The organism is Arthrobacter sp. cf158 (assembly GCF_900106835.1).
In the GTDB taxonomy this organism is placed as follows: Bacteria; Actinomycetota; Actinomycetes; order Actinomycetales; family Micrococcaceae; genus Arthrobacter.
In genome coordinates this window covers 1-10,966 of the sequence record NZ_FNNR01000024.1, presented here as the reverse complement: position 1 = coordinate 10,966, position 10,966 = coordinate 1, and the positions used below count along the sequence as shown (strand labels likewise).

The following is a 10,966-nucleotide window of genomic DNA, read 5'->3' as shown; positions in this document are numbered from 1 at the left end:
TTCCACATCGACGCCATGACCGTGCACCTGGTCCGCCGCGCCAACAAGTTCGACGTCATCGTCACCGAAAACATGTTCGGCGACATCCTCTCGGACCTCGCCGGTGAAGTCGCCGGATCCCTGGGCATCGCACCCTCGATCAACTCCTCCGACACCCACGCCATGGCCCAGGCCTCCCACGGCTCCGCCCCGGACATCGCCGGAAAGAACATCGCCAACCCCATCGCGATGATCCTCTCCTCCGCCATGCTCCTGCGTTGGCTCGGCGCGAAGTTCGACGACGAGAAAGTCCTCCAAGCCGCCGAACTGGTCGAAAAAGCCATCGAAGCGACCGTCCTGGACGGCACCACCACCAAAGACATGGGCGGCACCGCCGGCACCAGCGACTTCGCCGACGCCGTCGCCACCCGCGTCACCACCGTCGCCCACGTCTAACCACACCACCCACACGCCGGGCGGGAACAAACCACCCGCCCGGCGTGCACGCACATTGCCCAACTTCCGGCAGGAGGCTATACGTCCGTGTCCGGAAACCCCACGAAATGGTAGGAACAACAGTGATAGGTGTCATCGCCGATGATGTGACCGGTGGTACTGACGTTGCCGTCGCTTTCCGACGTGCCGGACTGGCAACAGTCATTCTGTTCGGCTCGCCCGGTTCGGAGACGATCCTGCCGTACCATGACGCTGTGGTCATTGCATTGAAAACAAGGACCCTGCCGGTAGACGACGCCGTCGCCGAATCCCTGCGCGCCGCAGAATGGCTTAAAAACCATGGCGCCTCGCAGCTCTATTTCAAATACTGCTCCACCTTCGATTCCAAACCCGAAGGCAACATCGGCCAAGTAGCCGACGCGCTGGCCGATCTCCAGGGTTCACGTCTGACGGTCGTTGCTCCGGCCTCGCCTGAACACCGCCGCACCCAGTACATGGGTAATCTGTTCGTCGCCGAACAGCCACTGGCCGAGTCTCCGATGAGCCACCATCCCTTGACGCCGATGACTGATTCCAACGTCGTCCGTCTGCTCAGCGCCCAGACCGAACGCCCTGTAGAACTCGTCAGCCAAAAGACGGTACGTGCAGGCGCCCGGGCAATCCGGGAGTTCCTCGATGAGATGGCCGGCCGAGGTGTCCGCTATGCCGTCACGGATGCCATTACCGCTACAGACCTGCAAGCCATCGGTGATGCCTGTCGCGACGATGTGCTGGTTACAGGCGCCGCCGGACTGGCCGGAGGGCTTGGCCGATCTCTGGCCGGGAACCGGGGGAGCAGCCAAGACCACGAACAGGACCCGGTCGGAACCGGGCGGGCAGTCGCTTTGGCGGGAAGCTGTTCTGCCCGGACCCGGGAACAGGTTTCTTACATGCGCGAGCAGGAACCCTCGTTTTTCCTCGACGCTGTCTCAAACCCGGACCCTGTACAGCTGGCAGAATCGGCCCTTGCCTGGTTCGGGACACTGCCTCATGACGCCCGGCCGCTGATCTACTCAACTCTAGAACCCGGAGAGCTGCGCCGGACCCAGGAGATTTTGGGCACCGAAAGATCCTCCGCCATCCTCGAAAAGGCCACCGGTTTGATTGCCCGTGGGCTCGTTGGACGGGGTGTGCGCCGAATCGTCACTGCCGGGGGCGAAACCTCCGGTGCGGTTGTCCAGGCATTGGGCGTCCAGGGCGGGACCATCGGTACGGAAATGGCCCCCGGGGTGCCATGGATCTACACCACAGGGGAGATTCCCATCGCTTTGCTTTTGAAATCCGGCAACTTCGGGGACCCTGGGATGCTGGTCCAAGCCGTCCACGCGGACGCCAACGCCGGGGAGGCCAGCCTTGCCGGTCACTGAACTTGCCTATGTTGGTTCACGAACCAGCGTGCTGCGCGAGGGGCGCGGCAGCGGGTTGGAGGTCTTCGAAATCCTCGACGACGGACGCTGGCTCCCACGGCAAACGGTGGGCATGGACAACCCCAGTTTCATGGTCCTCAGTCCAAGAAGCACACAGCTTTACGTTGCCCATGGCGACGGGAACCAGATCAGCGCCCTGGAGCTGGACCCGGCGACCGGACGCATCGATTACCGTGACACGGTTGATGCCGGGGGAGTGAACCCGGTCCATTTGGCACTCAGCCCGGACCAGCAGTTCCTCGTGGTGGCCAACCACAACAGCGGCACGGTAGCCAGCATCCGGATACTCCCGGATGACAGCCTCGGCCCCGTCGCAGGTCTGCTGTCCTTCGAGGGTGAAACCGGGCCGCACCGCCGTGACCAAAACAGTTCCAAACCCCACCAGGTGGTCTTCGACGCCACCGGTTCGTACGCGCTGGTCCCGGACAAAGGCCTGGATTCAATTTTCACGATCTCGATCGACAGCACCGGATCCCTGACGTGGCACCAGGACCGGACCATACGGTTGCGGGAAATGTCTGGACCACGGCACGTGGCGTTTTCACCATCCAACAACTTCGTTTACTCGATCGAGGAATTCCTTTCAACGGTGACCACCTACAGTTGGGACGCCGCCACGGGCACACTCCGCCCTATCCAGTCCACGTCCGCACTGCCCGACACTGTGACCGGGGACAGCCGCGGGGCAGAAATCGCGGTCAGCGCCGACGGGAAGCATGTTTATGTCTCCAACCGCAGCGGACCCGGAGACCACTCACCTGGTGGTGAGTTCCCGGACACTATCGGCACGTACGACGTCGATCCCGACACGGGCCGTCTTGGCCCAGGACGCTGGACCGAGACCCACGGCATCAGGCCCCGTTTCTTCTGCTTGGACGCCGAAGCGGGGGCACTGCTCGTCGCCCATGAACGGGGACACTCCATCGCAGCCCACCCTTTGGATCCAACCACGGGAACTCCCGGTCCGCCGGTGTTCCGAGCTGCCACCGGCAGTCCCGTCGCGATCTTGAGGCACCGCCTCCCGGTCTCCGCAGAAGACGGCAAGCCGTCGCCAGAGCACTGCGTCGACGCAGACCATTCGTCCACCCTCTAGAAAGGAGATGACGTGGGAATCGCCGTCTGGGCGCTGATCGTCTATCTCATCACCATCCTCGTGTGGGCCACCGTCGTAAAGCGGGGTATCGGCGAGGCCATGATTGTCGGATTCCTCGTGCTGTGCCTGTTTGGCGGAGCCGACTTCTTCGCGCTTCTGGGCACAGGCCTCGGGGAAGCCTTCAAGCAACCTGTGGTCTTCGCCGCGATGTCCTTCACCTTTATCGGATTCGTGCTGACGCAGACCGGCATCATCCACCATCAGGTCCATATCCTGAACTCCATGCTTGGCCGACTTCGCGGCGGCGCAGGCTACGTCTCCACCCTCGCCTCTGCAGGCTTCGGGGCGCTGACCCACTCAGCGTCTGCGAATGCAGCCACCATCGGATCGGTCACGATTCCATGGATGGAACGCTCAAACTGGCCCAAACACATAGCCTCCTCCGTCGTCGCAGGAAACTCCGGCAACGGCACGGTCATCCCGCCCAGCGCCTCCTATCTCATCCTTGTGGGACTTGCCACCGTGGGACCGAACATCGACAAGAACGCCACCCTGGTAGCGATGTTCGTCGTGGCCGGATACTGCGTGCTGTGGAGACTGCTGTGCATCTTCTACTTTGTGCGGCGCTACAAAATTGCCAAGGTATCCGGTGAAGAACTCATGCCGCTGCGACGGTCCCTGAAGCAGGGGTGGCGATCATTGATCGTCTACCTAGGCATAGCCGTGCCGATTCTTCTTACCGTTGGCGTCGGCGCTGAGCTCATCGCCCGCCTGCTGGGCGACAAGGGACCCGATGCCGTCAAAGCGATCGACATCCTGCTGTGGATCCCCGTCCTCCTGGGCATCCTCAGCCTCATCATTGGTCGTAAGCAACTGCCGTCCACACCTCGCGCGTGGTACACCTTCATCGCCAGTACAGCCCCACGGTTCAAGGACATCGGCGCAACACTGGTGTTCTCCTTCGCCGGTAGTGCGGTCCTTCTTGCCCTTGGGTTGGACAAGCAGCTGCGTGATGCCCTCACCGGCCTGAACGCACCGGCCATCGTCACAGTGCTGATCATTGTGGTGATCATAGCCCTGGTGGGTGGTCCGCTGAGTGCCACGGCCACGGCCGCGACCCTCGGCGGCGGTGCGTTCGCAGTCCTTGTGGCAGCAGGAGTTCACCCGGCCCTGGCTGTTTGCGCCATCATGGTGGCCATCTCTACAGAAGGTGCGTCCCCGCCCGGAGGTCCGTCCATCTTCATCTCTGCGAGCATCGCGGAAGTGAATCCTGCCAAAACGTTCGTGCCGCTGGTGGTGTTCTACGTGGTGCCGTTCCTGATCATCCCCGTGGTGGTGGCGTTCAACCTGCTACCCATTCCCCACTAGCCGGACCAGAAAGGCTGATAAATGTCTTCACAAAAACACATCGACGCCGGCCCCGGCTTTGGGCCACGCCGCAAAGCACTGATCCGCGTCCTGACCATGGTCTTCGTTGCACTCCTGGTAGCAATGCTGCTCCTGGGGACGGTGCTTGTGCTGCTCCAGCTCGCGGGGTTGCTGATCGGTAGCACTGACTTCATCATCGGGGTGTCCAAGACCTTAGGGCCGCTCACGTACTGGGTCGCTGCTGCATTTGGAACATTCACCCTCATCCTTGCCATGGCACATGGCTGGAAATCCGCCGACTAGGAGACGCACCGTGACCCGTCATCAATCCAACCCGCTGATCTCGCTGATCAGTGCGACCCCGGTGGCGATCCCACCAGCTACCGGGGCTTTTCATGAGGTTTTTCCTGAAGCCAGATTATGGAACCTTCTCGATGACCGCCTTCTAGACGACGCTACAGCCCAAGGGGGCGTCACCGAGGGGCTGGCCGAACGCATGACCCGATTGATTCGCCACGCCGAAACTGAGGGTGCGGACGGAATCCTTCTGACGTGCTCCATGTACGGGCCCATCGCCGAACGGCTCGCATCTGAGCTGTCCATTCCGATCCATGCCCCCGACGCGTCAGCATTCAAGGCCGCTTTGTTCGGCGGCTACAAACGCATCGTGCTGCTGGCCTCCGCCAGGGGGCCGCTGGAAGACGCGCTGGAGCGGTTCTCGGCAGCAGCAGCCTCAGCCGGTCAGGACATCGCCGTCACGGGCATCGTTGCCGAGGGGGCAGCGGCAGCCGCAGCGGCCGCAGACACGGAACGCCTGAGCCGCGCGCTTGAGTCAGCGTGCAGAGATCAGGAAGATTCTGATGCCGTCTTACTGGCCCAGTACTCGCTTTCCCCGGCGGCCGAGGCCTTGGCCGCTGCCCTCGACAAACCGGTTCTGGCGGGCCCGAAACTTGCAGCCGCCACCCTACGGTCTCAACTGCTGGGGAACCCAACCTCTGCAACGACCCCCAAGAAAGAGAATGCATGAGCACCGAAAGCCGCCTCCGCGAAAGCGTCGTAGACGCAGCCCGATCCATCTTCAACCGTGGCCTGACTCACGGTCGAACAGGAAACATCAGCGTCCGCTGGGGTGACGCCATTCTGGTTACCCCGACGGGCAGCAGCCTGGGGACTGTCCGGCCGGACGAACTCTCAGTCATTGACGCCGCTGGAACGCATGTCAGTGGCAACAAGCCTTCCAAAGAGGCCTTCCTGCACGCGGCTGTCCTCCGGGCCCGTCCGCAGGACACTGCAGTGGTACATACCCACTCGACATATTCGGCCGCCGTGTCCTGCCTGGAGCACACCACGGCCGGCAGCGCCATTCCACCGCTGACGGCCTACTTCGCCATGCGGGTAGGAACCCTTCCATTGCTGCCCTATCACGCACCGGGGGATCCGGCGCTGGAGGGCCTGGCCGAGGCTACAGCTGCCGAACACCTTGCCATGCTGCTGAGCAATCACGGCCCCGTCGTGGCAGGCAAAGATGTGGACAGTGCCATGGATGCACTTGAAGAGCTTGAGGAGACGGCCAAGGTCTACCTGCTCCTGCACGGACGCACTACGCGACCGCTCACACCCGAGCAGGCTGCCGCTGCCGCACGAATCTGACCGTGGCCCCTGCAACGGCGTCCTGCACGGACGGGGGCTGAATGGGCGGGATCTTCGCAGGATTCGCGCTCGTTGGCACAATTATCCTGGTTGGCTACTTGGCTGGACGGGCCGGCATCGCCGGCCCGTCAGCTGGGCCCGTCTTGTCCAGGATCGCCTTCTTCATCACCAATCCAGCCCTCCTCTTTACCATTTTGGCAGGCTCGGAACTCGGTGACATCTTCTCTGCCCTGGTGCCCTTGGCCCTTGCTGCGGCTGTACTGACGTGTCTGCTTTACTGGGGCCTGAGTGCGCTGTGGTTTCCCCGCAAGGGCGCAGAAATCGTCGTGGGCGCTATGGCAAGCTCCTACGTCAACGCCAATCACATCGGGATTCCGGTCGCGGTCTACGCGATTGGCAACGCCACTCCGGTTGCCCCGGTCTTGCTTGTGCAGTTGCTGGTGCTCTCGCCACTGTTTCTCCTGCTCCTTGACCTCACGACAGGACAGCGGCCCACGCTCAGATCGTTGCTCGCCCAACCGGTGCGGAATCCGATGATTATCGCCTCATTTCTCGGGGCCGTTGTGGCCTGGACCGGGCTGGAGCTGCCCCCATTGCTCTGGGATCCGCTCAAGGTCCTGGGCGGGGCGGCCGTGCCGCTGGTCCTGATGGCATTTGGTATGAGCTTGCCCGGGAGCAGGCCGTTGCGGTCCGGCGGGGCTCGGACCGACGTACTGGTCGCCAGTGGACTCAAGGCCGCCATCATGCCCGCGCTGACATTTGTCCTCGCCCGCTACGTCTTCGCTGTGGATGATGCGCAAGCGTTCGCCGCCGTGATTATGAGCGCCCTGCCGACAGCCCAGAACGTGTTCCTGTTTTCCAGCCGCTACGACAGAGGCGCCGCTATCGCCCGCGACTCAATCCTGCTCACCTCAGTTGCTGCCATACCTGCCGTGCTTGCCGCCGCGTTGCTGATGGGCCGGTAGCCCGGGCACGGCAGCGGCTCCGTGCCCGGGGGTGTCCCAGTCAGAACCCGTACAGCTTTTCCGGGTTGTCCACGAGGATTCTCTTACGGTCCTGTTGTCGCGGAACCCATGACGCAAACAGATCCAACATGGCGGCATCGTCGGGCATGGGTACCTCACCCCGGGAAGCGGTAGGGTGGGGCCAGTCGCTGCCCCACAACATGCGCTCAGGCGCCGCCCGGGCAAAAGCCGAACCAACTGCGGCGCGGTCGCTGTAGGACGGGGGTCCGACCGGTGATTCGTGGTAGACGCCTGAGAGCTTAACCCAGGTGGTTCCCTCATCGATGAGTCGAAGAATGGCAGCGTACGCAGGATGCGCGGTCCCTGTGGCTCCAGGTATCCTGCCCATGTGGTCGATGACCAGGTCGGTGGGCAGGCCGCTGATCCGAGCAAGGTTTTCCTGGATTCCTTCTGCCGTCATATGGATCTGCACATGCCAGCCAAGGTCCGCAACACGTTCGGCCAGCGGCCGGATCAGTTCTGCCCCGGCGCCACCCGGGCGGGTGAGGTTGAAGCGGATTCCGCGGATTCCGCCGTCGTTCATTTCCCGTAGTTGCCCGTCCGTGAAGGTGTTGTCGATCACCGCTACGCCACGGGCATCCCGGAGCCCTAGCTGTGCGATGGCGTCGAGCGTGCAGCGGTTGTCTGTGCTGTAGTTCGACGGTGTGACGACCACCGTGCGTTTGGTGCCTGTGCGGCGTTGCAGGAGACGGTAATCGGCAACTGTTGCCTTGGGCGGCGGAGTCGCGGTCGGCAAGGGATACGGGAATCTGTCGGGATCGAAGATGTGCATGTGGCAATCCGTGGCCTGGCCGGGGACCCGATAGGAAGCCCTTTCCGTTCCGGCAGAAAAGGGCGCCGGTCTCTCGGACGTGGCCTGTGCTGCGGCCCCGCCGCCGGCAGCCAGGGCCAGGCCCGCCAGGGCCCCTTGCACTAGTGTGCGGCGGTTGAACGAACCGGCGGCGAACAAGGCTGAATCTGGCCGAAGACGATCTGTCATTGGGTCTCTCCTTTGAGGAATGCTGCGCCCATCTCCAAGCACGTGAGGTGGGCCACATCCATCATCGGATAAAGTGGTCGGCCAGTCAACCACTTTAGGTGCCGGTGGTGGCGTCCTTCTGGACGTCGGGCCGCTTCGTTAGAAGGACGCGATCATGGGGCCGCCGGTTTCGCGCTGACTTCCAGGGACGACGACGCGTGTGGAGATGTCCTTGTAGGCCAGAAAATGCTGGGTTTTGAGGTGCTCTTCCTCAAAGGCGGCACGATCGGTGTATACCTCGTAGAAAGCGAAGGTGTTTGTTCCGTCGCCCAATTCGATGACGTCGAAGCGAAGGCACCCATCTTCATCCCGGACAGACGACTCGGCGTTGCGCGTGATGGCCTCCAGAAACTCTTTCCGACCCTCGGGCTGTACCTCCAGCGTGACCCACAGACTATACATCGATGTTTCCTTTTCCCTTCATGGTCAGTTGATGGGAAACAGGCTATACGGCCACGGTCGTTCGGGGGCTCACAGCCTGGACGAGGAAGTCGACGTCGCCGAAGTTACCGGATTTCAGGAGTAGGGCCAGTGGACCGTTGTGTGAGGTATGAATCCAGGGGACGCCAGGAGCAGCCTCGGAACCGATCAGTCCGCCGCTGACGTGGAGTGCTGTCACCACGGAGCCTGAGGTTTCGCCACCTGCGACAACCACTCGCTGCACCCCCCGGCTGACCAGTCCACGGGCGATGAGGCCCATGGCTGTCTCCAGAATTTCAGCCGAAGCAGCGACCCCGAGCCTGCGCTGGGATTCACGGAGCTTCTCCGGCGGCAACGAAGAGTAGATCAGCGGGGCAGTGCCCGGCGGTTGCTCGTCGTACCAGGCCAGGGCGGCCTCGGACAGCAGGGAAGAGTCCGGTACTGCTACAGCATCGAGCTGGTATGAGGGGTGTCCACCGGCCTGCATTGCTTCGATTTGCTGGAGAGTGCGGGCGGAACAGGATCCTGCCAGCGCGACCGCCGGGCCGTCGTGGCCGGACCCGCCATTGAAGGGTGCCTGCTTGCGGGTGGACGTGTTGCGTTCGGCGATTGCCGTTGCCAGCCCGCCGGCGAGACCGGCCGCTCCGGATACGAAGGGGTGATCGATGACCACCCTGCCAATGGTGGCAAGGTCGCTGGGCTCAACTGCATCTACCACGGCATACGGGATTCCCGAGTGTTGCAGATCGGCGATTGCAGCGGTCAGCGCCTCGGTTCCAGCATGAACTTGCTGCAGGGTTACCAAGGATACGGTGCGTGCTGTTTGGGAGCGAAGCAGTTCCGGCACGCGCGAATCGGTCATGGGCGTCAAGGGGTGATGACGCATGGGTGAGTCCGACAGGAGCTGATGGTGGACGAATAGATGACCGTTGTACTGGGTGCGTCCGTGCGAGGGAGAGCTGGGCACCACGACGGTAACACTGCTGCCGGTCAGGTCCGCCAAGGCATCATTGACCGGGCCGATGTTGCCGGCCGGGGTGGAATCGAACGTTGAGCAGAACTTGAAGAAGAGCTGCTTCGCGCCGGCGTCCAGCAGCTTCCGGCCCGCACGCAACGACTGTGCCACAGCCTGATCCGCAGGAAGTGTGCGGGTTTTGAGCGCAATGACCACGACGTCGGCTCCGTCGTTGCCTGAGACGACTTCCGGTACGCCGAATTGGATCAGGACGCGGAGTCCGGCGCGGCGGAATGCGACAGCAACATCTGTGCCGCCTGTGAAGTCATCGGCAATGACACCGATCATCGTGTACCTCCAAGAATGGTGCGGCGAAGTGCCGCGGCTGAGCTGATGGGCCCGGAGAAAACCGGTATGCCTGTGGTGGATTGAAGTTCCTTGGCCGCGGATGCCAGGGAATATTGGGCGAGCAGAACCGCGTCAGGAGGCGACGGTTGTTTCGTGACTACTGCGGCCAGGGCGGTGACGAGTTCCTCTGTGGTGCCGTGCAGGGCTGCGGGCTTCGCCCCTGGAACAACAGCACCGCGGGTCTCCACTGGAACACCCCGCCCGGCGGACTCGTTGATAAAGCGGTTTATCGCGACGGTCAGTGGCTGATGGTCGCTGGCGAGCACCAGGACTGATCCCGGAACCTGTGCGAACAGCCCATCCAGGGCCATCGCATCAGGATCGAGCAGAGGGACGGGGCATTTGTCGGCGTAGGACTGAACAGCCGTTGCGTAAACGGGGCAGGTGAGGAGGACAGCATCCGCACCCTCAAGCACCGCATGGTTGATCAACCGGTGCATCCGCTCGGCCAAGGACCCGGTCACACCTCGAACGTCCGCGTCTTCCTGCAACTGGTCATCGAGGATATTCCACAGCCGCGCCTCGGGGAACCCTGATGCAAACGCCGCGTTCGCCGGCACAAGGGCGGCCGGATTGGCGCTGATGAGTGCAACCAGCGGACGCGTCTCTGCGGAGGACATGGTGCCTTCTTCTGCTCTTTGGGCCCAGTGCCGGGCGGGTGGTTTGTTCCCGCCCGGCGTGTGGGTGGTGTGGTTAGACGTGGGCGACGGTGGTGACGCGGGTGGCGACGGCGTCGGCGAAGTCGCTGGTGCCGGCGGTGCCGCCCATGTCTTTGGTGGTGGTGCCGTCCAGGACGGTCGCTTCGATGGCTTTTTCGACCAGTTCGGCGGCTTGGAGGACTTTCTCGTCGTCGAACTTCGCGCCGAGCCAGCGCAGGAGCATGGCGGAGGAGAGGATCATCGCGATGGGGTTGGCGATGTTCTTTCCGGCGATGTCCGGGGCGGAGCCGTGGGAGGCCTGGGCCATGGCGTGGGTGTCGGAGGAGTTGATCGAGGGTGCGATGCCCAGGGATCCGGCGACTTCACCGGCGAGGTCCGAGAGGATGTCGCCGAACATGTTTTCGGTGACGATGACGTCGAACTTGTTGGCGCGGCGGACCAGGTGCACGGTCATGGCGTCGATGTGGAA

The 10,966-nt window shown here is 62.9% G+C and carries 13 protein-coding genes; 8 read left to right on the top strand and 5 right to left on the bottom strand.

Annotation, left to right across the window (positions count from 1 at the left end; translation table 11 throughout):
• From BLW08_RS23535 to BLW08_RS23500, 8 genes are all read left to right on the top strand, one after another.
• On the top strand, positions 1-435 hold a 435-nt coding region (locus BLW08_RS23535; protein ID WP_254780035.1), incomplete at its 5' end, for an isocitrate/isopropylmalate family dehydrogenase.
• Between the two features lie 107 nt (positions 436-542).
• A complete protein-coding gene (gene otnK / locus BLW08_RS23530; RefSeq protein WP_175538828.1) occupies positions 543-1,841 on the top strand; it encodes a 3-oxo-tetronate kinase in 1,299 nt (432 codons plus the stop codon).
• Positions 1,828-2,994, top strand: a complete 1,167-nt coding sequence (locus BLW08_RS23525) for a lactonase family protein (protein WP_175538827.1) — start codon at positions 1,828-1,830, stop codon at positions 2,992-2,994. Before otnK (BLW08_RS23530) ends, BLW08_RS23525 begins: the two co-directional genes overlap by 14 nt.
• 12 nt (positions 2,995-3,006) lie before the next feature.
• On the top strand, positions 3,007-4,362 hold the full coding sequence (locus tag BLW08_RS23520) for a TRAP transporter large permease subunit (RefSeq protein WP_090826424.1): 1,356 nt from the start codon (positions 3,007-3,009) through the stop codon (positions 4,360-4,362).
• Between the two features lie 21 nt (positions 4,363-4,383).
• Positions 4,384-4,665, top strand: a complete 282-nt coding sequence (locus tag BLW08_RS23515; RefSeq protein ID WP_091328632.1) for a hypothetical protein — start codon at positions 4,384-4,386, stop codon at positions 4,663-4,665.
• A gap of 10 nt (positions 4,666-4,675) precedes the next feature.
• On the top strand, positions 4,676-5,389 hold the full coding sequence (locus BLW08_RS23510; protein WP_090826433.1) for an aspartate/glutamate racemase family protein: 714 nt from the start codon (positions 4,676-4,678) through the stop codon (positions 5,387-5,389).
• Entirely contained in the window at positions 5,386-6,012 is a 627-nt protein-coding gene (otnC, locus tag BLW08_RS23505) for a 3-oxo-tetronate 4-phosphate decarboxylase (protein ID WP_090826435.1), read from the top strand. Before BLW08_RS23510 ends, otnC begins: the two co-directional genes overlap by 4 nt.
• 41 nt (positions 6,013-6,053) lie before the next feature.
• Positions 6,054-6,977 (top strand): AEC family transporter, encoded by a 924-nt coding sequence (locus tag BLW08_RS23500; RefSeq protein ID WP_090826438.1) that lies wholly within the window; start codon positions 6,054-6,056, stop codon positions 6,975-6,977.
• Between the two features lie 40 nt (positions 6,978-7,017).
• On the opposite strand, the gene BLW08_RS23495 is transcribed toward BLW08_RS23500, so the two are convergent.
• The 5 genes from BLW08_RS23495 to BLW08_RS23475 form a co-directional block, all read right to left on the bottom strand.
• Positions 7,018-8,016, bottom strand: a complete 999-nt coding sequence (locus tag BLW08_RS23495) for an amidohydrolase family protein (RefSeq protein ID WP_090826441.1) — start codon at positions 8,014-8,016, stop codon at positions 7,018-7,020.
• Between the two features lie 138 nt (positions 8,017-8,154).
• Positions 8,155-8,457 carry a putative quinol monooxygenase gene (locus tag BLW08_RS23490; protein WP_091328629.1) on the bottom strand — a complete coding sequence of 101 codons (303 nt, stop codon included), beginning with the start codon at positions 8,455-8,457 and terminating at the stop codon, positions 8,155-8,157.
• Between the two features lie 43 nt (positions 8,458-8,500).
• Positions 8,501-9,778 (bottom strand): 3-oxo-tetronate kinase, encoded by a 1,278-nt coding sequence (gene otnK, locus BLW08_RS23485; RefSeq protein WP_090826445.1) that lies wholly within the window; start codon positions 9,776-9,778, stop codon positions 8,501-8,503.
• Positions 9,775-10,458, bottom strand: a complete 684-nt coding sequence (locus tag BLW08_RS23480; RefSeq protein WP_090826449.1) for a hypothetical protein — start codon at positions 10,456-10,458, stop codon at positions 9,775-9,777. The genes otnK (BLW08_RS23485) and BLW08_RS23480 overlap by 4 nt, the downstream gene beginning before the upstream one ends.
• A gap of 73 nt (positions 10,459-10,531) precedes the next feature.
• Positions 10,532-10,966 (bottom strand): isocitrate/isopropylmalate family dehydrogenase (locus BLW08_RS23475; RefSeq protein WP_254780035.1); only part of this gene is annotated, 435 nt, incomplete at its 5' end.

Coding starts and splice junctions, on each gene's coding strand:
- otnK (WP_175538828.1), top strand. CDS start 543: ATGGTAGGAACAACAGTGATAGGTGTCATCGCCGATGATGTGACCGGT.
- BLW08_RS23515 (WP_091328632.1), top strand. CDS start 4,384: ATGTCTTCACAAAAACACATCGACGCCGGCCCCGGCTTTGGGCCACGC.
- otnC (WP_090826435.1), top strand. CDS start 5,386: ATGAGCACCGAAAGCCGCCTCCGCGAAAGCGTCGTAGACGCAGCCCGA.
- BLW08_RS23500 (WP_090826438.1), top strand. CDS start 6,054: ATGGGCGGGATCTTCGCAGGATTCGCGCTCGTTGGCACAATTATCCTG.
- BLW08_RS23495 (WP_090826441.1), bottom strand. CDS start 8,016: ATGACAGATCGTCTTCGGCCAGATTCAGCCTTGTTCGCCGCCGGTTCG.
- BLW08_RS23490 (WP_091328629.1), bottom strand. CDS start 8,457: ATGTATAGTCTGTGGGTCACGCTGGAGGTACAGCCCGAGGGTCGGAAA.
- otnK (WP_090826445.1), bottom strand. CDS start 9,778: ATGATCGGTGTCATTGCCGATGACTTCACAGGCGGCACAGATGTTGCT.
- BLW08_RS23480 (WP_090826449.1), bottom strand. CDS start 10,458: ATGTCCTCCGCAGAGACGCGTCCGCTGGTTGCACTCATCAGCGCCAAT.